The 25489-nt window shown below is 72.8% G+C and carries 15 protein-coding genes and 1 pseudogene; all 16 read left to right on the top strand.

Annotated elements, in window-relative coordinates:
* Positions 1-10 precede the first annotated feature (10 nt).
* The 16 genes and pseudogenes from AB8735_RS02250 to AB8735_RS02175 all read left to right on the top strand — a co-directional run bounded on the left by AB8735_RS02250 (position 11) and on the right by AB8735_RS02175 (position 25489).
* Positions 11-7873 (top strand): amino acid adenylation domain-containing protein, encoded by a 7863-nt coding sequence (locus tag AB8735_RS02250; protein WP_372404820.1) that lies wholly within the window; start codon positions 11-13, stop codon positions 7871-7873.
* Entirely contained in the window at positions 7870-10449 is a 2580-nt protein-coding gene (locus AB8735_RS02245; protein WP_372404818.1) for an AMP-binding protein, read from the top strand. The genes AB8735_RS02250 and AB8735_RS02245 overlap by 4 nt, the downstream gene beginning before the upstream one ends.
* A complete protein-coding gene (locus AB8735_RS02240) occupies positions 10446-11492 on the top strand; it encodes a TauD/TfdA family dioxygenase (protein WP_372404815.1) in 1047 nt (348 codons plus the stop codon). Before AB8735_RS02245 ends, AB8735_RS02240 begins: the two co-directional genes overlap by 4 nt.
* Positions 11489-12772, top strand: a complete 1284-nt coding sequence (locus AB8735_RS02235) for a hypothetical protein (protein WP_372404812.1) — start codon at positions 11489-11491, stop codon at positions 12770-12772. The genes AB8735_RS02240 and AB8735_RS02235 overlap by 4 nt, the downstream gene beginning before the upstream one ends.
* Before the next feature lie 15 nt (positions 12773-12787).
* Positions 12788-12988: pseudogene (locus tag AB8735_RS02230) on the top strand (MbtH family protein); the annotation flags it as partial.
* Positions 12989-13365: 377 nt separating this feature from the next.
* A complete protein-coding gene (locus AB8735_RS02225) occupies positions 13366-14508 on the top strand; it encodes a glycosyltransferase family 9 protein (protein WP_372404809.1) in 1143 nt (380 codons plus the stop codon).
* A complete protein-coding gene (locus AB8735_RS02220; protein WP_372404808.1) occupies positions 14498-16126 on the top strand; it encodes a carbamoyltransferase C-terminal domain-containing protein in 1629 nt (542 codons plus the stop codon). Before AB8735_RS02225 ends, AB8735_RS02220 begins: the two co-directional genes overlap by 11 nt.
* Entirely contained in the window at positions 16123-16401 is a 279-nt protein-coding gene (locus tag AB8735_RS02215) for an acyl carrier protein (protein WP_344026614.1), read from the top strand. The genes AB8735_RS02220 and AB8735_RS02215 overlap by 4 nt, the downstream gene beginning before the upstream one ends.
* Positions 16398-17900, top strand: a complete 1503-nt coding sequence (rfaE2, locus tag AB8735_RS02210) for a D-glycero-beta-D-manno-heptose 1-phosphate adenylyltransferase (RefSeq protein ID WP_344026612.1) — start codon at positions 16398-16400, stop codon at positions 17898-17900. The genes AB8735_RS02215 and rfaE2 overlap by 4 nt, the downstream gene beginning before the upstream one ends.
* The gene (locus AB8735_RS02205; protein ID WP_372404805.1) at positions 17897-18826 is read left to right on the top strand and encodes an aspartyl/asparaginyl beta-hydroxylase domain-containing protein; all 930 of its coding nucleotides are present in this window, start codon (positions 17897-17899) and stop codon (positions 18824-18826) included. The genes rfaE2 and AB8735_RS02205 overlap by 4 nt, the downstream gene beginning before the upstream one ends.
* Positions 18823-20571: an ABC transporter ATP-binding protein gene (locus tag AB8735_RS02200; protein ID WP_372404804.1), complete on the top strand. Its 1749-nt coding sequence runs from the start codon at positions 18823-18825 to the stop codon at positions 20569-20571. The genes AB8735_RS02205 and AB8735_RS02200 overlap by 4 nt, the downstream gene beginning before the upstream one ends.
* Positions 20568-22322 (top strand): condensation domain-containing protein, encoded by a 1755-nt coding sequence (locus AB8735_RS02195; RefSeq protein WP_372404801.1) that lies wholly within the window; start codon positions 20568-20570, stop codon positions 22320-22322. Before AB8735_RS02200 ends, AB8735_RS02195 begins: the two co-directional genes overlap by 4 nt.
* A complete protein-coding gene (locus tag AB8735_RS02190) occupies positions 22319-22906 on the top strand; it encodes a hypothetical protein (protein ID WP_372404798.1) in 588 nt (195 codons plus the stop codon). Before AB8735_RS02195 ends, AB8735_RS02190 begins: the two co-directional genes overlap by 4 nt.
* Positions 22899-23294, top strand: a complete 396-nt coding sequence (locus tag AB8735_RS02185) for a DUF5990 family protein (protein ID WP_344026601.1) — start codon at positions 22899-22901, stop codon at positions 23292-23294. The genes AB8735_RS02190 and AB8735_RS02185 overlap by 8 nt, the downstream gene beginning before the upstream one ends.
* Positions 23295-23351: 57 nt before the next feature.
* Entirely contained in the window at positions 23352-24335 is a 984-nt protein-coding gene (locus AB8735_RS02180; RefSeq protein WP_372404795.1) for an aspartyl/asparaginyl beta-hydroxylase domain-containing protein, read from the top strand.
* Complete coding sequence (locus AB8735_RS02175; RefSeq protein WP_372404792.1) at positions 24332-25489, top strand: DegT/DnrJ/EryC1/StrS family aminotransferase; 1158 nt, start codon at positions 24332-24334, stop codon at positions 25487-25489. Before AB8735_RS02180 ends, AB8735_RS02175 begins: the two co-directional genes overlap by 4 nt.

The raw sequence follows: 25489 nt of genomic DNA, 5'->3' as shown, positions 1-25489 counted from the left end.
AGGGGCGGTCATGACGGAACCGGCACTGGAGGAGATCCTCGCCGGGCTGGCGGAGCCGGAGGCGGCGGAGCTGCGGCGGCGGATCACCGCGCTGTCCCCCGAGGGCAGGGCGCTGTTCGAGCGGACGCTCTCCCCGGGCCCGGCCACGGCCTCCCCGGCACCCACGGCCGGGACAACGCGGCCCTCCTTCGGACAGGAACGGATGTGGCTGCTCAACGAACTGGCGCCGGCCGCCTGCACCTACGCCACCGCGGTCCGGCTGCGCGGCCCGCTGAACCCGTTCGCGCTGCGGTCGGCGATCGACGCCGTCGCACGACGCCAGGAATCCCTGCGCACCCGCCTGTACCAGGCCGAGGACGGAAGCCTGGTCTGCTCGGTCGCCGACGGGATCACGATGCCGTTCCTCCTGGTCGACCTCTCCCACCCGGCCGCGGCCGAGGACCGGGACGAGCGGCTCGGCGCACTGCTGCGGGCCCAGGCGCGCCGCCCTTTCGACCTGCGCCGCGGACCACTGCTGCGCACGGTGCTGTTCCGGCTGGGCCCCGACGACCATCTGGTCCTGCTGGGCATCCACCACGCGATCACCGACGGCTGGTCCAACGGCGTGCTGGCGCAGGCCCTTTCGGACTGCTACCGGGAGCTCACCGCCGGGCGGCCGGTGAGTCTGCCGTCCCCCGCGCTCGGCTACCGCGACTATGCCGCCTGGCAACGCCGACGGCTCGCCGGACCGGAAGCCGGTGAGCTGACCGGCTTCTGGCGCGCCCGGCTCGCCGACCTGCCGTACACCGAGCTGCCGTTGGACCGTCCGCGGCCGGCCACCGGACGCGGCGCCGGCGCCAACCACAGCCTCCTGATCGGACCGGAGCTGGCCGGCCGCCTCGGCGCACTGCGACAGCGGACCGGCGGCTCCCTGTTCATGCTGGTGCTGACCGCCCTCTCGGTGGTGCTGCACGGCTGGACCGGACAGCGCGACCTCGCGGTCGGCACCCTCGTCTCCGGCCGCACCCGGCCGGAGTTCGACCGGCTCATCGGCTACTTCGTCAACGTCGTGCTGTTACGGCTGCGGGTCGAGGACGGGCAGACCTTCCGCGAACTCTGGGCGGCGACCCGCACCTCCACCCTGGAGAGCCTCGCCCACCAGGAGATGCCCTACGAGCAACTGCTGGAGCTGCACCGGTCCGACGGCGCGGGCGACACCCCGATCAGGGTCCTGTGCGTCGCACAACAGGCGCAGCCGACCCTCGAATTACCGGGCCTGACGGCCGAACAGCCGGACATCGAGCTGGGGGCGGCGCAGTTCGACCTGACGGTCGAGATCTGGGAACAGGCCGACGGCATCAGGATCTCCTGCCAGTACGACCTGGACCTGTTCACCGCATCCACGATCGCGCTCCTCGCCGGGCAACTGCACACCGTGCTGGACCGGTGCGCACACGACCCCGGCCTGACCGCCGACCGGCTGCTGGCCCCACCGGCCGCCGCCGAGCCCGCACCACCGGCGGCCGACGAGCGGCCCGACAGCATAGCCGCGGCCTTCGAGCGCCAGGCCGACCGCACCCCGGACGCGATCGCGATCGTCGCCGGCGGGCATTCGGTGAGCTACCGCGCACTGGACCACAGGGCCAACCGACTGGCCGGACACCTGCGGGCGCGGGGAGTCGTGGACGGCGACCGGGTCGCCTGCTGTCTGCCCCGCTCGGTCGACTCGGTGGTCGCCGTGCTCGGGGTGCTCAAGGCCGGAGCGGCCTATGTGGCGCTGGACCCGGCCCAGCCCGCCGAACGGCTCGCCGGGATCGTCGCCGACGCCCGGCCCCGGTACGTTCTCACCACCACGGGGCTGCTGCCCCGCTGTCCCACGACGGACAGCCCCCCGATGACGGTCGACGACCCGGACGAGCCGGCCGGACCGGCACCCCGCCCGCACCGGCCCGTCCACCGGGAGTCGGCGGCCTACCTGATCTACACCTCCGGCTCGACCGGCCCGCCGAAGGGCGTCCTCGGCACCCACCGCGGCGTCCTCAACCGAGTCCGGTGGATGCAGCGGGCCCACCCCGCCACCGGCGCGGAGGTCTGGGCGGCCAGGACGTCCCCCGGCTTCGTCGACGCGGTGTGGGAGACCTTCGGCCCGCTGCTGTCCGGCGTGCCGCTGGTGCTGCTCGGCGACGAGGACACCGCCGACCCCGAGCGGCTGGTCGCCCGGCTGCGCGAACACCGGGTGACCCGGCTCGTGGTGGTGCCGACCCTGCTGCGCATCCTGCTCGACGACCAGCCCGACCTGCACCGGCGGCTGCCGGACCTGCGCACCTGGGTCAGCAGCGGCGAAGCGCTCGGCACCGACCTCGCCGAACGGTTCCACCGGTGCCTGCCCGGCCACCGGCTGCTCAACCTCTACGGTTGCGCCGAGGTCGCCGCGGACGCCACCGCGTACGAGGTGAAACCCGGCGACACCCCGGCGACGGTCCCCATCGGCCGCCCCATCGACGGCGTGGCCACCCGCGTGCTGACCCCGGCCGGCCTGCCCGCGCCGACGCTGGGATTCGGCGAACTCCACGTCGGCGGAGCCGGGCTGGCCCTCGGCTACCACGGGCGGCCCCGGGAGACCGCCGCCCGGTTCGGACCGGTGCGGGACGGCGGGCCGGGGCAACGCTGGTTCCGCACGGGCGACGCGGTGCGCCGCCGCGCCGACGGGACCCTGGAGTACCTCGGCAGGCTGGACGCACAGGTGCAGATCCGCGGCCACCGCGTCGAGCCGGGCGAGGTCGAGCACGCCCTCCTGCGGCATCCCGGAATCCGCGCCGCCGCGGTCGTCACCCGCCCCGACAGCATCGGCGCACCCCTGCTCGCCGCGTATGCGGTCGCCACCGACGAGGCGCGGCCGCCGCACGACGTGACCGGATTCCTGCGCAAGTGGCTCCCCGCCTATGCGATGCCGGCCACCGTGGACCTGATCGCGGAGCTGCCGCTGAACGCCAGCGGCAAGGTCGACCGGCGGCGGCTGCGCGCGCTGCGACCGCACCCGGCACCGACGGCGGAGCAGCGGCCCGGACCGGTCACCGGGCCGACCGAGGCCGCCGTGCTCGACGTCTTCACCGAACTGCTGCCGGTCGCGCGCCGACCGGGCCCGTCCGACGACTTCTTCCTGCTGGGCGGCAATTCGCTGCTCGCGGCGAGGGTCGCGGCGGTGCTCCGCGAGCGGCTCGGGACCCCGGTCGGGCTGCGCGACCTCCTCGCGGCGCCGACGGCCGGAGCACTGGCCTCCCGGCTCGACGCGGCGGCCGGACACCGGAATCCACCGGAAGCCCCGGCGCGTCCGGCCCCCGACCCGGCGGCACGGCACGCGCCGTTCCCGCTGACCGACATCCAACGGGCCTACCTCGTCGGCCGGGACGCCGACCTGGTGCTCGGACGCGTCTCCACCCACGCCTACCTGGAGCTGACCGCCACCGGACTGGACCTCGGCCGGTTCCGGGCCGCACTGCGGGCGGTGATCGAGCGGCATCCGATGCTGCGCGCCGTGGTGTCGGACGACGGCACCCAGCGGGTGCTGGAGTCGGTTCCCCCCTACCGGATCGCCGTCCAGGACCTGCGACGGGACACCGCCGCGGAGCGGGCGGCACGGCTGGCGAGCCGGCGGGCCGAACTGTCCCACCAGGTGCTGCCCGCCGACCGGTGGCCGCTGTTCGACGTCCGGGCCTCCCTGCTGCCCGGCGGGGACACGCTGGTGCACATCAGCATCGACGCGCTCATCTGCGACGCCCACAGCTTCGGGCTGGTGATGGCCGAGCTGACCGACCGCTACACCGGCCGGGAACACGCATACCCGCCGCTGGAACTGACCTTCCGGGACTACGTGCTGGCCGCCGAACGCCGACGGGCCGGACCGGAGCACCGCGCCGCCCGGCAGTACTGGGACGACCGCCTCGCCGACCTGCCCGAGGGACCCGAACTGCCCCTGGCCACCGCACCGGAGAGCATCGACCGGCCGCACTTCGTACGCCGTTCCGGCACGCTGGACCCCGCGGACTGGTCGGTACTCAAGGCGAGGGCCGCCGAGTTCGGCCTGACACCCTCCTCCGTCCTCCTCGCCGCCTTCGCCGAGACCGTGACCCGGTGGAGCAGGCGCCCGCACTACAGCCTGATGCTCACCGTGTTCCGGCGCGAACCGGTGCACCCCCAGGTCGACCTGATCGTCGGCGACTTCACCGCGCTGTCCGTGCTCGAAGTGGACCACCGCACCGCGGCGCCCTTCGCGGACCGCGCCACCGCCCTGCACCGACTGCTCTGGACCGACCTGGACCACGCCCAGGTCAGCGGTGTCCGGGTCATGCGGGAGTGGGCCCGGCAGCACGGCCGCCCGCCGCACCTGCTGACCCCGGTGGTGTTCACCTCGAACCTGCCCCTGACCACCGCGTCCGGCACGGCGGAGGCCGGGCGCGCCCCGCTGGGCGCACTCGGCCACGGGATCACCCAGACCCCGCAGGTGCACCTGGACCACCAGGTCGCCGAGAACAACGGCGCTCTCGCCTTCAACTGGGACGCGGTCGACGAACTGTTCCACCCCGGCGTGCTGGACGCGATGTTCGACGCATACCGCGGGCTCCTGGCCGACCTGGTGGCCGACCCCGCGCACTGGACCCGCATCCGGGAACCGGCGCTCCCCGCCGCGCAGCAGACCGTCCGGTCGGCGCTCACCGCCACCGACACCACCGCCCCGCGGCCGCACTGCCTGCACGAACCGGTGTTCGCCCGCGCGGTCGCACAACCCACGCACCTCGCGCTGGTCGACGGCGAAACCAGGATGACCTACCAGGAACTGGCCGAACGGGCCCACCGGGTGGCGAACACCCTGCTGCGCACCGGCGACCCCCACAACGGGCTGGTCGGCATCGCCACGGGCAAGGGCTGGCAGCAGGTGGTCGCCGCGCTCGGCGTCCTGGCGGCCGGGATGGCCTTCCTGCCGCTGGACCCCGAACTGCCCGACGCACGCATGCTGCACCTGATGGAACGCGGGGAACTGCGCACCGTGCTCACCCGGCGGGCGCTGGCGGACCGGCTGCCGCGACCGGCCGGAGTACGGGTGATCGCCGTCGACCGGCCGGACGGCCCCGACCGCCCGGACGGTCCGCCGCGGATCCGCACCGACCCCGCCGACCTCGCCTATGTCATCTTCACCTCCGGCTCGACCGGAACGCCCAAGGGCGTGATGATCGACCACCGCAGCGCGGCGAACACCATCGACGCGGTCAACCGGCGGTTCGGAGTCGGCCGGGACGACCGCGTCCTGGCGGTCTCCTCCCTGAGCTTCGACCTCGCCGTCTACGACCTGTTCGGCCTGCTGTCCGCCGGGGGCACGGTCGTCCTCCCCGCACAGGACAAACGGCGCGACCCGGCGCACTGGGCCGAACTGGTCGCCCGGGAACGGGTCACGATCTGGAACTCGGTGCCCGCGCTGGCGGAAGTCCTGACCGAGTACGCCGGAAAGCTCGCACCGACCGCGCTCGCCACACTCCGGCTGGTCCTGCTCAGCGGCGACTGGATCCCCGTCGCCCTGCCCGACCGGCTCCGCGCGCTGGCCACCGGAGCACAGCTGATGAGCCTCGGCGGCGCGACGGAGGGATCCATCTGGTCGGTCTGGTACCCCATCGGCGAGGTCGATCCCGCCTGGCGCAGCATCCCCTACGGCGTGCCCATGGCCAACCAGTCGGTCCGGGTGCTCGACGACCGGCTGCGGCCGCGTCCCGACTGGGTGGCCGGCGAGCTGTACATCGGCGGCGCCGGCGTCGCGCGGGGGTACTGGCGTGACGAGGAACAGACCCGGTTCCGGTTCCCGCGCGACCCGGTGACCGGCGAGCGCCTGTACCGGACCGGCGACCTGGCCCGCCATCTGCCCGACGGAAACCTGGAGTTCCTCGGCAGACAGGACGGCCAAGTGAAGATCAACGGCTACCGGGTCGAGCTCGGCGAGGTCGAGTCGGCGCTGCAACGGCTGCCGGAGATACGGGCGGCGGCCGTGGTCGCGCCCGGCGAACCGGGGACGGAACGGCGGCTGACCGCCTTCTTCGTCGCCGAGCCGGACACCGTCCGGGAACCCGCCACGCTGCGGACCCGGCTCGCCGCCGTCCTGCCGCCGTACATGATTCCCACCGAGTTCCACCGGCTCGACCGGATCCCGCTGACCGGCAACGGCAAGGTGGACCGGGCCGCGCTGCACGCACAACTGCCGCGCCGGGAACGGCGGACGGCACCGGCGAGCGGCGCGGCGGACCCCCGGCGGCACGGCCGGCTGCTGGCGGAACTGGCCGCCATCTGGGCCGAACTCCTCGCCGTGCCGAGCGTCCGGCCGCAGGACAGCTTCTTCGCGCTCGGCGGCACCTCGCTGGAAGCCATCCGGCTCGTCGCGAGACTCCAGCAGGAACTGGGCGTCCGCATCCAGCTGACCGGGCTGTTCGACAACCCGACGCTCGCGGCGCTGGCCGAGGCCGTGGCCGCGGCGCAGGGGACCGGCGGCCCCGGGACGGACCCGCCGGCCGTGCTGACGGCCCGTCCGGAAGAGCGGACCGAGCCGTTCCCGCTCACCGACATCCAGCAGGCGTACTGGCTGGGACGCCGGACCGGCTTCGGGCTCGGCGGCGTCTCCACCCACAGCTACCTGGAACTCGACGTCGACGACCTCGACGTCCCCCGGCTCGAACAGGCCCTCCGCCTGCTGATCGAACGGCACGACGCCCTGCGGACCGTCGTCCGGCGCGACGGCCGCCAACAGGTCCTGGCCACCGTGCCCGCCTACCGGATCGACACCTCGGACCTGAGCGACCGGGCACCCGACGCCGTCGCACACCGGCTCGCCGAGCTCCGCGGGACGATGTCCCACCAGGTCAAGGCGCCCGAGAAATGGCCGCTGTTCGAGCTGCGCGCCAACCGCCTCGACACCACGACCACCAGGCTGCACATCAGCGTCGACCTGCTGATCGCCGACGCGCACAGCACCCGCATCCTCACCGGCGAACTGCTCGCCCTCTACCATGACCCGGCGGCCGAACTGCCCGTGCCCGGCTGCACCTTCCGCGACTACGTGCTGGCGGCCGAGAAGCTCAAGGACGGTCCCCGCCACCGCCGGGCACAGCGCTACTGGGCCGACCGGCTCGCCGAACTGCCGCCCGCCCCCGGCCTGCCACTGCTGCGACGGCCGGCGGAGCTGACCCGCCCGGAGTTCCACCGCCTGCACACCGAACTCGGCCCGGCGGCATGGCAGGCGGTGCGCGACTGGTCGGCCGCGGCCGGCCTCACCCCGTCCGCGACGATCTGCGCCGCGTTCTGCGAGGTCCTCGCGGCCTGGAGCGACAGCCCGCGGTTCACCCTCAACGTCACCACGTTCAACCGGCTGCCGCTGCATCCCGATGTGGACGCGCTGGTCGGCGATTTCACGGCCACGACACTGCTCGCCGTCGACGGCTCCGGCGCGTCCTCGTTCCCCGCGCGGGCCAAACGCCTGCAGGACCGGCTCTGGAGGGACCTGGACCACCGGACGGTCACCGGCGTGGAGGTGCTGCGCATGCTGCGCAGCAAGGATCCGCGCCGGCGGGACGACTCGGCGATGCCCGTCGTGTTCACCAGCACCCTGCTGTCGGACGGCGCGCTGCCGGCCGACCGGGCGCCCGCCTGGCGGGCCAGAACGGTGTACGCGGTGAGCCAGACCCCGCAGGTGCTCCTCGACCACCAGGTCGGCGAACAGGCCGGAAAGCTCGTCTGCACCTGGGACTTCGTCGCCGCCGCGTTCCCGGACGGGCTGGTGCGGAGCATGTTCGAAGCGTTCAGGACGGTCCTTGCGAACCTCGCGGCGGCAGCCGTGGAAAGTGGAGGCGACCCAGCATGAGCATGGCCGGGGAAAGCTTCTCGGTGCTTCCCGCCGAGCAGCGGACACTGCTGCTGCGCATGAACGAGGTGACCGGACGGATCCCGCCGGGCACCCTGGACGAGACGGTCGCGGCACTGGCGGCCGAGCACGGCGACGCGCTCGCCGTACAGGGACCCCGTCACCGGCACACCAGGGCCGAGTTGCTCGCCGCCGCCGACGCTGTCGCCGCGGCACTGGGCCGGCAGGCGGTGCGGGCGGGGGACCGGGTGGCCCTGTGCGTCGAGCCGGGCGCCGACCAAGTGACCGGTCTGCTCGGCATCCTGCGCGCGGGCGCGGTGCCGGTGCCGGTGGACCCCGGCCTGCCGCAGGTCTCCCGGTGGCGGCAGCTCGACCGGGGCCGGATCTCGGCATGTGTCTCGCAGTCCTGGCTGCTGGACCGGCTGAGCTGGCCGGACGGGACCGCCACGACCGCGGTCGACCGCGTGCCGGCGACGGCGCCCGCCGAACCGCCGTCCCGTGACCAGCGGGACACCGCGGTGGTGCTGCCCGACGACGACGGCACCGGCGCGGTCACGGAGATCAGCCACCGGGAACTGCTCAACATGACGGCCGATCTCGGCGACCGGTTCGGGATCGGACCGGACGACCGGATCACGGCCCTGGCCCCGATCGCCTCCGGGCAGGGCATCAGGGAGAGCTGTCTCGGTCTGCTCACCGGCGCCGCGCTGGTCTTCGGCGAGGACATCGACCTGCGGGAACCCGCCGCCTGGGCCGGTCTGCTGGCCCGGGAGCGGATCAGCGTATGGAACTCCACGCCGACCCTGCTGGAACTGCTGCTCACCGAGCTGGAACGCCGGGGCGAGCGGCTGCCCGGGCCGCTGCGGCTGGTGCTGCTGAGCGGGGAACCGCTGACCGGGGCCCTGCTCGGGCGCCTCCGCCGGCTGTCCGGCCCGGAACTCGCCGTCGCCCACCTCTCCGCCGCCGAGGAGCACGGGGCCTGGACCGCCTGCTGCGACCTGTCCGACCGGGAAACCGACATGGCCTCGGCTCCGATCGGCGGCCCGATGCGCAATCAACGCCTCCACGTGCTGGCCGAGAACGGCGGGATCTGTCCGCTCTGGGTCACCGGGCAGGTGCACTACGGCGGTCTGGCCGCGGACTGCGCACAGCACCGGTCCGTCACCGGCACCGACCGGTGGGCCGTCCACCCGGAATCCGGTGAACCCCTGCTGCGCACCGCCTGGTTCGGCAGGGTGCTCCCGTCGGGGACGGTGGAGACCGTCGGACACGCGTCGGCGCAACTCCTCGTCCACGGCAGGCGGCTGCACGTACACGACACGGAAGTGGCGCTGGCCGCGATGGACGGGGTGAGGGCCGCCGCGGTGGTCACGGTGGCCGACGACAGCGCGCTCGGCTTCGTCCGCCTCGTGCCCGGGACGAGCCGCACCGGACAGGAACTGCTCGACCAGTTGCGCCGCAAGGTCTCTCCGTATCTGCTGCCCAGCAGGATCGAGATCCTGGACGCCTTCCCCCTCACCCCCGACGGCACGGTGGACCGCGGCCGGCTCGCCGCGACCCGCGGCCCGGCGCCCGAACCCGCCGCCGACCGGCGACCGGTGGCGGCGCACGGCCGGGCGCTGCTGGCCTCGGCCACCAAGATCGCCTGCCGGGTCCTCGGAGTGGACGGGATCGACCCGGAGATGAACCTGATCGATCTGGGTGCCACCTCGGTGGAGCTGGTGCGGCTGGCCACCGTGATCGAGGAGGAACTCGGGATCGCCGTCGCGGTCGAGGAACTGCTGCGGTTCCCCTCGATCGCGGTGATGGTCGGCCCGCACCTCGCCACGGACGCCGAACCGCCCGCGCCCGAAGGGGAATTACTCGTCGGCCTGGTGGAACGCCAGGTGTTCAAGGACACCCACCGCGGCATCCGGCAGGAGTACGACGAGGTCGCGGGGATCGCCCTCGGCGGCGCGGCCGATCCGCGGATCCCTGCCCGCCGCAGCCACCGGCGGTTCGCGCCCGCTCCCGTCGCCTTCGCCGACCTCGCGACGCTGCTCGGCGCCGTACGCCGGACCCGGCACGCGGGAGAGGACAAGTACTGGTACCCCTCGGCGGGCAGCGCCTACCCCCTGGGCCTCTACGCCGACATCGCACCGGACCGGGTCACGGACCTGGCCGCGGGAACCTACTACGTCCACCCCGGCCGCGCCGAGATCATCCCCGTCCGCACCGGCCACGGAGTACCGGCCGCCGCACACGCCGAGATCAACCGGGCGGCCCTGCACCAGTCGGCGTTCGTGCTCTACCTGATCAGCAGGATGGACGCCATCACCCCCCTCTACGGCGAACTCGCCCGGGAATTCGCGGTGTTCGAGGCAGGGGCGATGACCCAGCTGCTGATGACGGTCGCGGCGGAGACCGGCCTCGGCCTCTGCCCGATCGGCACGGTGGACGCCGAGGCCCTGCGCGAACCGCTGCGGCTGCGCCCCGACGACCGGTTCGTCCACGCCCTGCTCGGCGGCATCCCGGACATCACCGGCGACCGTCCGGGCCGGACGGCCCGGCGGGAACAGCAAGGGGCACGGCCATGACGGCGGGCGCCGGCGGCCCACGGCCCGGACAGCGGCGCCGGGTGTCCTCCCGCCCCGAGGACCGGGTGCGAACGGCCGGGCCACCGGCCGGCGCGACCCTGCCGCTGCGGGTGTTCGCCACGGAAGCGGGCGTCGACCTCGCGCACTGGGCCACCCGCTCGGCACAGAACGTGCGGACCTGGCTGGACACGCACGGCGCCGTGCTCTTCCGGGGCTTCGGCGTCGACCTGGACCGATTCGGCCCGGTGCTCCGCGCGCTGGCCGGTGATCCGACCCCCTACCTGGAACGGTCCTCGCCCAGGACCGCACTCGGCGACCGGGTCTACACCGCCACCGACCACCCCGCCGACCAGCCGATCCCGCTGCACCACGAGAACTCCTACCAGCGGGAGTTCCCGCAACGCCTGGTGTTCTGCTGCCTGCGGCCGGCGGCGACCGGCGGCGCGACACCCCTGGCGGACGCCAGAAAGGTGCTGGGCCGGATCCGGGCCGATGTGCGCGCCGGATTCGCCCAGCGCGGCGTGCGCTACGTCCGCAACTACGGGACCGGTCTGGGAATGGACTGGCGCGAGGCGTTCCAGACCGAGCAGCGCGCCCAGGTCGAACGGCACTGCCGGGAACGGGACATCGAGACCGAATGGGGCACGGGCGACCGCCTGCGGACCAGCCAGGTACGGCCCGCGGTCGCCGTCCACCCCGGCACCGGTGAACAGGTGTGGTTCAACCACGCGGTCTTCTTCCACACCAGCAGCCTGCCGACGGAGATCTCCGCCGCGCTCCGGGCCCAGTTCCCCGAGGCGGACCTGCCCCTCAACACCTATTACGGGGACGGGGAGCCGATCCCGGACGAGGTGCTCGACCACCTCCGGGCCGCCTACGCGGCCGAGCAGGCAGCGCTGGACTGGCAGGCCGGGGACGTGCTGCTGGTGGACAACCTGCTCGCCGCACACGGACGGCAGCCCTACACCGGCGACCGCCTGGTCGCGGTCGCCATGACCGCTCCGCTGTCCTGGGACGCGGCACGGGCCGGGGTGATCCCATGAGGACACAGCGGTCCCAGCCCACCCCGCGGCCTCCCGGCGCACTCCTGGAGACCGGGGCGGGACGACATGTCCGGGCGCTCCGGACGGACGGCGAGATGGACACCGACCGGCTGGCCGCCGCGGTGCGCACCGTGGCCGCCGCGCCGCCGTTCGCCGGCTTCGCCCCCGACCTGCGCCGGCACGACGCGGACGAACTCGGGCCGGGGGACCCGGCCGCGTCCTGCGTGGCGCTGCTCCTGGCCGAGCGCGACCGCCCGGCCGGCCACGACGGCGGACCGCCGATCCGGTTCCACTGGGTGCCCCTCGCCGAACACCGGCATGTACTCGGCCTGGTCGCGCCCCGGGACGCGCTCGACGCGCGCTCCCTGTACACGGCGCTCGGAGCGGTGCTCCAGGCGTACTTCGGCCGCTTCCGGGCCGCGGCCTACCGCGACCCCGGCGAACTGGCCGGCTTCGACCCGGTCGGCACGCCCGCCGTGGACGAGGCCCGACGGCGCTGGTGGAGCAAGGAGTTCCCCCTCTTCGGGATCCCCGTGCGCAGCCCCCGGACCACCCACCGCCGGACCGGCACCGAGCGGCTGCGGATCGACGCGCGGCGCTGGGCGGCGCTGACCGGCGGCAGCGGCCCCCTGGGCGGCAACGGCTCGCTCGCGGTGGTCGCCCTGCTGGCCTGGTGCCTGCGCGCACAGGGCAGGCCCGGCGGTTCCGGCTTCTGCTGCGAGTTCGATCTGCGGGACTCCTACGGACTCGGCCAGGTCCTCGGACCGTTCACCGACCGGCTGGCCTTCCGCGTCGACCTCGACGGCCTGACGGGCCCGGCCTTCCCCGAGGTCGTGCAGCGGACCCAGACGGGCTTCCTTGATGCGGTGGTGCACTACCTGCCCTACCCGCGCCTACTCGACCACGGCCTGCGCACCGGCGCGTTGCGGACGCCGTACACGGCCGCCCGGTGGGACGTCGCCGTGCACTTCTGCCGGAACCCGCCACGCAGCGCCCGGACCAGGAACGAGCGGGCACCGGCCGAGGGCATCTCGATCGAGCTGTTCCGGGAGGCCGACCTGCTCGGCCCGGCCGGTCGCGAGGGCACCGCACCGGCCGACGGCGTCGTGCTCGATGTCCATATCGGAGAACTCGACGACGACATGGTGCTCGTCCTCGACTACGTCCAGCCCGATCTCACCGAAACCTCCGTGGCCCAACTGCTCGACATGCTGGAACAGTTGATTGATCAGGTCAGCGCCGATCCGGCCGCACCGCTGCCGGACATCTGCCAACAATAAGGAGTATCCGCCCCCATGACCGAGACGGTGGACGAGCGCACCTACCACGTGGTGCGCAACATCGAGGAACAGTATTCGATCTGGCCCGTGGACCAGGACATGCCCGACGGCTGGACCGCGGTCGGCAAGACCGGCGGGCGCGAGGAGTGCCTGTCCTACATCGACGAAGTCTGGACCGACATGCGCCCCTTGAGCCTGCGCGTCTTCATGGAGGAGAACCCCGACGGACTGTTCGAGGAGGTGCCCGAGGACCCGTTCGCGGACACCCCGACCCTGGTGGACCGGCTCACCACCGGCACGCACCCGGTCGAGGTCTCCCTCCGCCCCGACCGCACCGCCGCCGCGCTCAAGGAGTCGATCGACCGCGGCTATGTCTTCCTCCGGTTCACCGCCACCGACGGCACGGAACTCGGGGTGGAACTGACCGCGGAGGACTGCGACATGGCCGGGGCGGACTTCACCGCCGGCACCGGGACGGTCCGGCTCGACGGGCGCCTGGAGCTGGACTTCGTACCGCTGACCTGTGCCGCCACCGTCGACCTCGGCACCCTCACCGGTCGGGCGACCCTGGCACGGCGCCCGGAGTGACGGCGGTGGACGGCGTATGTGTCCTCGCCCGCCTGGTGGAACCGGGACTCGGCGACCTGGTGCAGCGCAACATCGCACCGGCCCTGCTCCGCCGGGCCTTCCCGAAGGCCCGGCTCACCATGGTCACCGGCAGCACGGTGGCGGAACGGTTCGCGGAGTTCTTCGAACGGCACAGCTACGCGACAGATGTGCTGGAGTGCCCGGACCCCGGTGACCAGGACCCGCACCGCTGGGCACGCTTCCGCCGCGAACTGGCCGCGCTCGGCGCCCGGGTGTGCTTCGTCGACCCGGACAGCAGGGGGCTGGGCGCAGCGGAGGCACGGCAGGCCGGGATCCCGGTCCGCCTGGGGCTGAGCGGTCCCGGCACCGCCCCCGGCGACCTCACCCATCCGCTCCGGCTCCCCCCGCCGCTGCTGGGCCGGGCCGACCTGTTCGACCACGCCTCGGCGCTGGCCTCGGCCCTCGGCCTGGCCGGGCTCCGGCCCGGTGCCGTGGTGCCGCCGCTGCCGAGAACCGCCCGGCCGGTGCCGGACCTGCCCTCCGGAGTGCCGCTGCTCGCCGTGCATCCCGGCGGCGCCCCGCAGTGGAACCGCCGCTGGCCGCCCGACCGTTACGCCGAACTGTGCCGTCGCGCGATCGGACAGTACGGTGCCGCCTGCTATCTGCTGGGCACCGGTGAGGACCGCGCGGACCTGCTCGGGCTGGCCGCCGCCATCACGGCCGGAGCGCCGGAGGCGGTCGTCGAGGTGGTCACCGGCAACAGCCTCGACCGGACGGCGAACCTGCTGGCCGGGATGGATCTCCTGGTCGGCAACGACTCCGCGCTCGCCCACATCGCCGCGGCCGTGCGCCTGCCGGCCGTGGTCCTCTACGGTCCCACCGGCACCGAGTTCCTCTGGGCCAGGATCTACCCGCACCACTACGGGGTGTCGCTGCGCTATCCGTGCCAGTCGCTCACCCACCGGGCCGGCGAACTGGCCGACAGGCACTGCGCGTACGACTGCCCGATCCCCTACTCCCGCGCCGCGGGCCCCTATCCGAGGTGCCTGTCCGACATCGACGTCGACCAGGTATGGCCCGTGGTGTCACGGCTGCTCGGGACCACGGCGTCCGAGCCCGGGAAAGCGAGGGCCTCGCGTGCGCACTGAACCACCGGCGACATCGGTCCGGAACATCCTGTCGATCAACTTCAATCACGACGGCGCCGCGGTCCTGCTGTCCGAAGGAAGGATGGCGGGCTTCGTCACCACCGAACGATTCTCCCGGCGCAAGAAACACCCCGGGCTGCGCGCGGCCGACCTGGCGGAGCTGCTCGACCAGGCCGGCCTCGCACTGTCCGACGTGGACCACGTGCTCCTGTGCAATCTGCACACCATGGACTCGCCGGACATCGCCCTGCTGCACGGTTCCGATCTCAAGGAGACCTGGCTGGAGTTCTGGGTGGACCAGCGCCGTGCGCGGGTCGACATCGACGGCACGCGCCTGCCGTGCACCGTCAACCCCGAACACCACCTGCTGCACGCCGCGGCGAGCTTCTACACCTCGCCGTTCGACTCGGCGGTCTCGGTCGCCATCGACCCCATCGGCTGCCGCGCCTACCTGGGCCGGGACACCAGGCTGTATCCGCTGCGGCGCGATTTCGACGCCTGGTTCAACGCCAACGTCGGCTACTGCTACGTCGCCGAGCGGCTGTTCGGGACGAGCATCGTCGGCGCGGGCAAGGTGATGGGACTGGCCCCGTACGGCGCGACCGCCGCACCCGGGATCCCGGCCTCCGCCGCGATCAAGAGCTTCGACGAACTGGTCGCCCTGGCCGACCGGGACCCGGTTCCCGTCACGGTGGGGGACCGGGAACTCAACGCGCGGCTCGCGTACTACGTGCAGCGCGGGCTGGACGAACAGATGCGGGCGCTGTTCGCCGAGCTCGGCCCGATCGCCGTCCGCAACCGGATCGGGCGCAACCTGTGTCTGTCCGGCGGTACCTCACTGAACGTCGTGGCCACCGAACCCGCCTTCGCCGCCTCGGACTTCGAGCGGATCCACTTCCATCCGGCGTGCGGGGACGACGGAACCGCCATCGGCGCCGCCCTGTGGTACTGGCACCACGTACTGGGACATCCCAGGCGCCAGCACCACCCCACGGAGCTGATGTACTCCGTCAGGACCTACTCCGCCGAGACCGAGCGCCGCGCCCTGCACGAGCACGCGAGCGAGCTGCACGTGGACACCGTCGACGACTACACCGGCACGACCGCCGGCCTGATCGCCGACGGCGCGGTCGTCGGCTGGTTCGACGGCGCCGGCGAGATCGGCCCGCGGGCCCTGGGACACCGCAGCATCCTCGCCGACCCGAGGAGCCCGACCATGCGCCACCGGCTCAACGCGCAGATCAAACTCCGGGAGCACTTCCGGCCGTTCGCACCGGCGGTCCTCAACGAACGGGCGACCGAGTGGTTCGGGCTCGCCGACAGCCCGTTCATGCTGCGCGCCTCGCCGGTGCGCAAGCCGACGGTGCCCGCGGTCACCCACGTCGACGGCACCGCCCGGCTGCAGACCGTCCGCCGCGAGGACAACCCGGCCTTCCACGATGTGATCGCCGCCTTCGAGGCGCGTACCGGAGTGCCCCTGGTGCTCAACACGAGCCTGAACACCAAGGGGGAGCCGATCGCGGAGACCCCCGGGGACGCGGTACGCACCCTGCTGGACGCGGGACTGGACTACCTGGTGCTGCCGCACACCGTCGTCAGCAGGCGGAGGCGGCCATGAGTCCCGGGCTCGTGGGCCGGTATCGCCGCCGCAGGCTCGAACGCGAGCTGGCCGGGCTGTGGCGTGCGGCACTGGGGCTGGAGAAGATCGGCCGGAAGCAGCGGTTCCTGGACCTCGGCGGTGATTCGGTCGCTGCCATCCGGATCGTCGGCGCGGTCGAGGAACGGCTCGGGGTGAGCCTGTCCGTCCGCGTCCTGATGGAGACCGGGACCATCGCCGGGATGGCCGACCACATCCGGCGGCATTCCCACGACGGACAGGGGGCCGGGTCATGACGATCGACTTGCTGGCCCTGCTGGCCGCGACGGCCGGCGTGCGGACCGTCGTCGTCGGGGACGCCATCGTGGACGGCTACATCACCGGCGATCCGGCGGGACTGGGGCGGGAGGCCCCCGCTCCGGTGATCGCGGTCGACCGGACGGCCGACCAGTGCGGCGGTGCCGCCAACGTGGCGGCCAACCTCAGCTCGCTCGGCGGGGAGACCCGGCTGCTGGCCGTCGTCGGCGCGGACCCCGCCGGACAGCGGCTCCGCCGGGCCATGGCGTCGGCCGGGGTCGGCACCGGGCACCTGCTGACCGACCGGACACGGTCGACGGTGGTCAAGACCCGCGTACTGGCACCGCGGCAGATGCTGCTGCGGATGGACGAGGGCAGCAGGGAACCGATCGGCCCGGGCGTCTCCGCCGCACTGGCCGCCGCGCTGGGCGAACAACTCCCCTGGTGCGACGCGGTGATCGCCTGCGACTACGGCTATGGCACGTTCACCCCCGAGGTCAGGGCCGTGCTGGCCGCCTCGCCCCGGCGCCCGCTGCTCGTGGTCGACTCCAGGACGCCGGCGGCGTTCCGCGCGATCCGGCCCGACGTGGTCACACCGAACCACGCGGAAACCCTGAACCTGCTCGGCATCCCCACGGCCGCACGCGGTGGCGGGCGGGTGCGGCAGATGATGGACCACGCCCGACAGGTGCTGGACCGCAGCGGCGCCGGCCTGGCGGTGATCACCCTGGACCGTGACGGCGCGGTGGTCGTCCAGGCCGGCCGCCCGAGCCTGCGCACCTACACCGACGGCGAGGCCGGGATGACCATCGGGGCCGGGGACACCTTCACCGCGGCGCTGACCATGGCACTGGCCGCCGGCGCCGACCCCGGTACCGCCGCCGAACTCGCCTCGTCGGCCGCGAACATCGCCGTGCGCAAGCAGGGCACGGCGAACTGCACCGCCGAGGAACTGCGCCGCCGGCTGTCGGGGACCGGGAAGGTCCTCGCGGACGGCGAACTGCCCCGCTGGCTCACCGACATGCCCCACCGCGACCGGCGGGTCGTGTTCACCAACGGCTGCTTCGACATCCTGCACGGCGGCCATGTGTCCCTGCTCAGCCGGGCCAAGGCACTCGGCGGGCTGCTCGTGGTCGGGGTGAACTCCGACGCGAGCGTGCGCAGGCTCAAGGGACCGTCCCGGCCGGTGATCCCGCTGCCGGAGCGCATGCGGGTGCTGGCCGCCCTGGGGTGCGTCGACCTGGTCGTGCCGTTCGAGACGGACAGCCCGACCGAACTGATCACACGGCTGCGGCCGGACCACTACGTCAAGGGCAGCGACTACACCCGCCGGACGCTGCCGGAGGCCCCGCTGGTGGAACGGCTCGGCGGCTCCGTCGAACTGCTCAGCACGGTCGACGACCTGTCCACCAGCAAGATCATCCGTGATATCCGCGCACTGCCGAGGCCGGACCAGCACCGCGCCGGCCAGGGTGGTCTCCTCGGAGGTTTTCGATGAGCACGGCCCCCGGCGCCGGCATCCGGCGCACGACCGAAGCCCGGCGGCACTACCGCGACCTCATCGACGCCCTGCTCGCCGAGGGCGACCGGGAGGCCGCGCGGGCGTGCGCGGAACTCGCCGTGGCCCAGGGCATCTGGCGCCATCCCGAGCAGCGCCCGGAACACTACGTGCCCTCGTTGGAGCCGTGCCCGGTCTTCGATCCGGCACAGTTCTGGTTCACCGGCTACCTGGCCGAGAGCTACCCCAGGATCCGCGCCGAACTCGACGCGGTCACCGCCGAGTTCCCGGACGGCTTCCTCCCGGTGGAGGAGCCACTGCTGGACCGGGGCCGGTGGGAGCAGGTCACGTTCTACGAGGCCGGACACCGCTTCGCCGACGTCTGCGAACGGTTCCCGGTCACCGCGAGCGTCGTCGAGGGCATTCCGGAGGCCGGCGGCGGAGGCCCGGGCGTGGTCACCCTGTCGTGGCTCTACCCGGGTACGCACATCCGGCCGCACTGCGGCGGATCCAACGCACGGCACCGGGTGCACCTCGGCCTGAGGGTCCCCGAAGGCCCCCGGATCAGGGTCGGGGACCGGACCCTCCGCTGGCAGGAGGGCGAGTGCCTGGTCTTCGACGACTCCTTCGAGCACGAGGTCTGGCACGAGGGCACGGAGCCCCGGGTCGTGCTGCTGCTCGATGTCTCCCACCACGCCCTCGACCCCAGCGTCCGGGACTGGATCCTGTCCGCCCGCTCCGAATTCGACGCGCGGATCGGCTCCTACATGAGCGAGCGCGGAATCCGGCGGGCCGAACTCACCGAGGGCGCCCTGCGGCTCACCGCCGACCACGGTGTCACCGGCCTCATCACCCGATACCTGCGCGAGAACAACGCGTCGGCCATCGAACTCCGGGACGGAAAGGCCAGGTACGAGTACCGGTGAGCGACTCGACGCCGTCCGCCCGGTCGCAGCTGCCGCTGCTGTGGAGGCTCGGCCGGGGCAGAGGCGCGGCGATGGCCGGGCTGCTCGTCCTCGACCTGCTCTCCTACGGCACCGTGCTGGCACAGCCGCGCGTGGTGAAGTGGCTGCTGGACTCGGTCTCCACCGGCGCCGGTTTCGCGCCCGGCCTGGTGGCGCTGTGCGGGGTGGCCGTGCTGTCCGGCGTGCTGCTGTTCACCAGCAACTATCTCCTGGGCCGGTTCGGACAGCGGATCGTGCTCGGCGTGCGCTCCGACATGATCGGCGCGCTGCTGCGGGCCCGGGCCGTGGCGGTGCAGCGCGAGCCCGTCGGCGATGTGCTCTCCAGGGTCGGCAGCGACACCACGCTGCTGGAACGCGCCGTGGCCGAGGCACTGGTCCGGGGCGCGGGCGCCCCGCTGGTGCTGCTGGCGACCGTGCTGCTGATGGCGCTGACCGACCTGACGATGGCGCTGGTGCTGCTGGCGATCGCCGTCCTCGGAGGCGGCATCGATTGGCTGGTCCTGCGCCGGCTCTACCGGGCGACCGAGGCGACGCAGGCCGGCGTCGGCGAGATGCTCACCGGGCTCCAACGGGTGCTCGTGGCGTTCCGTACGGTCAAGGCGTCCGGCACCGAGGCACAGGAGGCCCGGGGCGTCGTCGGCCGGGCCGAGGCCGCCTACCGGCAGGGCGCACAGGCGGCCCGCTGGTCCGCGCTCGTCGGCGCGTGCAGCGGAGTGATCATGGACGTGATGTTCCTGACCGCGCTGGGCATGGGCGCGGCGAAGATCGCCGCGGGCACGCTGTCCTTCGGCGACCTGGTCGCCTTCCTGCTGTACGTCATGTATGTGCGGGCCCCGATCGGGGCGATGACCCAGGCGGCGAGCGCGGTCTCGGAAGGACTCGCCGCACTGGGCCGGATACAGCGGGTCCTGGCCGTCCCGGCCGAACCCGACGGAGCGGACGCCGACGCGGTCCCGGTACCGGCCCCGGCCGGTGAACGGCCGCCCACCGGCATCGTGTTGGAGAAGGTGTCGGCGGGCTACGACGGCACCACGGTCCTCAACGGAATCTCGCTGCACGTCCCCCACGGGCTCACCGTCGTCACCGGACCGTCCGGCATCGGCAAGACCACACTGCTCAACCTCATCGAACGGTTCCTGGACGCCGAGCAGGGACGCGTGTTCCTCGACGGCGTCGACATCCGGGCTCTCCGGCGCTCCGACCTGCGCCGCCGACTGGCCTACGTGGAACAGGACGCACCACTGCTCGGCACGACGATCCGGCAGGCCGTGCGCTACGGCACCGGGTGCACCGACGACCGGGAAGCGCTCGACGCCCTGCGGGCCGTCGGACTCGCCGACTGGCTGACCGGCCTGCCGCACGGCCTGGACACCGTGGTCGACGAGCGCGCCGTCTCGGTCTCCGGCGGACAGCGGCAGCGCCTGGCGGTGGCACGGGCCCTGCTGCGCCGCGCCGACGTGCTGCTCCTGGACGAGGTGACCTCACAACTGGACGCCGACAGCGAGGAGATCCTCCTGCGCACGATCGCGGACCGGTCCAGGACCCGCATCGTCCTGGCGGTCACCCACCGCATAGCGGTGGCCCGCCGGGCCGACCTGGTGGTCGTACTCGACGAAGGACGGATCCGGGCAGCCGGACATCACACGGAGCTGATGCGGTCGGACCCGCTGTACCGCCGGCTGGCCACCACCGAGGTGACCCGATGACGAACGGACCGCTGCGCCGGCTGCTGGCGGGACGAACCGGCCGTCACCAGGGCGGAAGAACGCCGCCACAGAGCCGTGTTCCGGTGATCGCCAGAAACCGGCCGCTCGACCTGTCCCCGAACCAGCGCCACGACTGGCTCCACTACCAGGAGTTCGGCGATACCCCGCTCTATGACGCGGTGTTGCTGCGGCTGCGCGGGCCGCTCCGGGTTCCCGCGCTGCGCACCGCGCTGCGTGCGCTGGTGGCACGGCATGAATCGCTGCGGACCAGGTTCCCGGTGCTGGACGGGGCTCCCCGGCAGGTCATCGAACCGGCGGACCGGATTTCCGTGCCGTTCGTCGACTTCGGCGCGCTGCCCACCGAGGCCGACCGCGGTCGGGAACTCGCGGAACTGCACCGTGCCGCGCAGAGCGGGTATGTGCTCGACCGGCGCCCTCCCTGCCGTTTCGCGCTGGTCAGGTTCGGCCCCGCCGACCATGTGCTGGTGCTGTCGATTCCCCATATCGCGGCGGACTTCTGGTCGATCCCGGTCCTCAGCCAGGAGCTGAGCGCTCTCTACCGGGCGGGAGCGGCCGGCCGCCCGGCGGATCCGCGGGCGCACGGCCATGACTACGCGGACTATGCCGCCTGGCAGGCTTCGCAGTGGTCACCGCAGGACCGGGCCGAGGAACTGCGGGGCTGGCGGCGAAGGCTCCGGGGGATCACCGCGCTGCCGCTGCCCGCCGACCACCCGAGGGACGCGGGCATACCGGCACGCTGCTGGACGCACACCGAGCACCTCGATCCCACGGTGAGCGAGCAACTGCGGGCGTGGAGCAGGCGGGAGAACGTCACGCTTTTCGTGACGCTGCTGGCGGCCTTCCACTCCCTGCTGGCCTGCTCCTGCGGTGTCGATCGGCTGGTCACCGCGTCCTCGTCGGCGAACCGCGAGAGCAGCCTCACGGCAGGGCTGGTGGGCCCCCTGTCGGACTTCCGGGTGATGTACAACGACCTCGCCGGTGACCCGGGCTTCCGCGAGGTGCTGCACCGGACCCGTGCCGCCGTACTCGGTACCCACAGCAGGAGGACCCTGACGCACGACGACCTGGTGCAGGGGCTCGATCCGGCACGGGAGTTGAGGCCGCACCCGCTCAAGCAGATCTACTTCAACCTGCTGAGCGCCCCGCGGGCCGAGGCACGGCTGTCCCCGGAGCTCTCGGTGACGGTGGCCGGTGCGGACGACGGGTCCCCCCGGCCGCATCTGGTCCCGGAGCACGCGGACCTCATCGTCAACTGTTCCGACCACGGCACCGGCCCGCTCGTGCTCCAACTCCGGTGCACCGCCGAGCTGTACACCGCCGCCGCCGGGCCGAGGTGGCTCCGCTGGTACGGGACGGTGCTGCGGCAGATCCTGGAGCGGCCGGACATCCGGCTCTCCCGCATCCGTCCTCAGGCGGCCGGGGAGACGATCACCCTGGCTCCCGTCCCGCGGCCGCGCCCCCGGTGCGAGGCCGACTGGATGGCGAAGAACGCGGGGCGGATCGATGCCCGGCTGCTCGGCCTCTGGGCGCAGGCCGTCGGTCCGGGACATCGTTCGGGTGAATTCTTCCAGAACGGCAGGACCGCCGTGGACGCCGCGGTGCTGCTGAAGCGGATCGAAGAAGAGCATGGAGTCCCCATTGCGCTGACGGACTTTCTGCGCGCACCGACCATCACCACCTTGGTGACCGCGTGGACAGCAGGCGCATCACCGTCGGAGGAGCACGGATGACAGCTGGGAGCCGACGCGAACTCGCGTTGTGGACAGCGAGCAAGACCGGTGACAGCAAGGCGATCGGTGACCTGGCACCGACGAGAGAGGAGCTGACGGCCAGGGACGGGACGGGATGGAGCGCGCTGGACTGGGCAGCGGGCCACGGTGACGTGGCCACGGTGACCGCCCTGCTGGACGCGGGGGCGGACCCGCTGGCCACCGGTGAGGAGGAACGGTCGCCGTACGGGATCGCGCTGGCGGCCGGTCACCGGGACGCGGCCCGCATCCTGCGCGAGCGGGCACAGCAGTCCGGCGGCCAGGATCCGGCCGCCCCCTGGATGCCCTACTGCCGGGCCTATCCGCTGAAGGCGCTGCGGGCCTACCACGACTGGCCCGCCGAGGCCGGGCGGACCCCCGACGACGCACTCGTCTACCTGCACCACGACTTCACCGTCACTTCCGGGATCTGGCCCGGCGAGGACGTCGTGTTCGACGCCCGCACCTCGGAATGGGAGCGCTTCTGCCGACGGGAACTGGGCTTCGCCGTGCCCGACGACCTCGACCTCATCACGGAACCGGCCACCGGGAGCGACCATGGCTGAGCAGACCCTGCGCGCGGTGGTGACCTGGGCCGATCCGACCGAGCACGCGGAAGGCGTCGGCCTGCAGGACACATCGGGAGAACTGGTCGAAGGCGTCGGCACACCGGACGGCTCGGTGCGCTACGAGGTGGACCTCACCGTGCGCGAGCGCAGGGCGCCCGGCCCCCAACGCACCGACTTCGGCGGCCCGTTCGTCCACGGCACCCCCAAGGAACGCTTCCTCTACCTGAGCTTCAGGGGGACGGGGGACGAGCCGTGGTACCGGCGCGCGAAGATCATCCTGCCGGTCGCGGACGAGGTGGCCGGAAAGGCGGAGATCCACGCCAGGGTGGTCGACGCCGGCCGGAGCCGGGCGGTCCTCGACGGGGGCGGCTGGTCCGCCGTGTAGAAAGCGCCCCACTGTGGAGAAAGCGCCCCACCCGCTGGGGAGGAGGAGAGGGCGAACATGACCGAGAACGAGGCCGCGGGCGTCTCCGGCACCGTCGGCACACGGACCTACCTGACCCAGATGATCCGGCGCTATTACGCGAGCCTGATCGACGCCTGGCACTACGCCGGCGAAACGGAGAAGGCCATGGAGTGCGCCGACGCGGCGGTCCGGCAAGGGGTGTGGGACCAGCCCTTGCAACGGGCCCGGGAACACATTCCCGGGCTGCGCGCACAACCGGTCCATGATCCGGGCGAGTTCTGGTTCATCGGATATCTGGAGGAGAGCTACCCCCGCATCAGGGCGGAGGTCGAGCGGGTGCTCGACACCCCGCTCGACCCGGTGGTACCGACCACCGACGACGCCGGACTGATCCGCAAGGGCTCCTGGAAGCAGGCACACCTGTACCGGGACGGCCGATGGCAGAGCCACGTCCGCGCACGTTTCCCGATCACCTCGGACATTCTGGAGAAGATCCCGGATGTCACCGAACTCAGCCCGGGAGTGATCACGATGTCCAGGGTTTCCCCCGGCACGCACATCATGCCGCACTGCGGGCCGACCAACGGGCTGCTGCGGATCCACCTGCCGGTCATCGTGCCGGACGGAGTCGGCATCCGCGTCGCGGACCGGGAAATGCAGTGGCAGGAAGGCAAGTGCCTGGTCTTCGACGACTCCTTCGAACACGAGGTGTGGCACCGCGGCACCGAGGACAGGGTGGTGCTCATCCTCGACGTACTGCACCCCGGGCTCCGGGGCGACCACCGGCAGCGCGTGCTCGGACGCCGGCGGAACTTCGAGGAGCAGATCATCGAGTTCATGAGGGAACGCGGAGTGGAACGGGTGGCCATCCACGACGGGGAGATCACCCTCACCCCGGACGCCGGGGTGCGCGAACTGGTCGCGACCTATATGGCCGGCACGGGGCTCACCGGGGTGCACCTCGACGGCGACCGGGTCAGCTGGGAACGCCCGGACGCCGCACAGGGGCCACGCAGGTGATCAACTTATTCGAACCCTCCTTGGGTGAAGAGGAGTTGGCGGAGATCCGCGAGGTGTTCGCCGGCGGCTGGCTGGGGAAGGGCCCCAGGACCAGCGCGTTCGAAGCGGCGTTCGCCGCGCATCTCGGTGTGGCGGCCGACCGGCTCGTCTCGCTGAACTCCTGCACCGAGGGGCTGTTCCTGGCCATGGAACTGCTGGACATCGGGCCGGGGGACGAGGTGGTCCTGCCCTCGGTGAGCTTCGTCGGCGCGGCGAACGCGGTGGCGGCCCGGCACGGCACCCCCGTGTTCTGCGACGTCGACCCCTCCACGCTCAACCCGAGCGCGGCGCACATCGAGGCGAGGCTCACCACGGCCACCCGGGCCGTCCTGGTGCTGCACTACGGCGGCTACCCGGGCGACATCGAGAACATCGCCGCGCTGTGCCGGGACCGCGGGATCCCGCTCGTCGAGGACGCCGCCTGCGCGGTGGCCTCACGGGCGTCCGGGACCGCCTGCGGCACCTTCGGCGAGATCGGCCTGTGGAGCTTCGACCCGATGAAGGTCCTGGTGACGGGCGACGGCGGCATGCTCTACGCCAGGGACCCCGAGACGGCCCGCCGGGCCGCCGAACTCGCCTACCTCGGCCTGCGGCAGGTCAGCGGGTATGCGCAGGCCGGTAACGGGGGACGCTGGTGGGACTTCCAAGTGGGGCCGTTCGGCCGCCGGTCGATCACCAACGACATCGCGGCGGCGATCGGGTCGGTGCAACTGGAGAAGCTGCCGTCCTTCGTCCGGCGACGGCGGGAGATCACCCACTGGTACCACGGCAGACTCGCGGGCGTCGCGGGACTGCGCCGTCCGGCCCCGCCGCCGCCGGGACATGAGCCCTCGTACTACTTCTACTGGGTCCAAATGGACCGGCGCATCCGCGACGAGGTCGCCACCCGGCTGTACCGGCGCGGGATCTACACGAGCTTCCGCTACGCGCCGCTTCATCTCGTCGGCGCCTACGGACCGCAGCCGCCACTGCCCGGCGCCGAGCGTGCGTCGGAGGAGACCCTGTGCATCCCGTTGCACCAAGGGCTCGACGACGGCCAGCTTGACACGGTGGCGACCGAACTCACCGCCGCCGTGACCGAGCAGTGCGAGCTGGCGGGAATCGAGAGGTCGTAA

Origin of the sequence: Streptomyces luteireticuli (genome assembly GCF_041519305.1) — a bacterium.
GTDB classification, from domain to species: domain Bacteria; phylum Actinomycetota; class Actinomycetes; order Streptomycetales; family Streptomycetaceae; genus Streptomyces; species Streptomyces luteireticuli.
The sequence above is the reverse complement of the archived record's forward strand: the minus strand, read 5'-3'. Positions and strand labels throughout refer to the sequence as shown.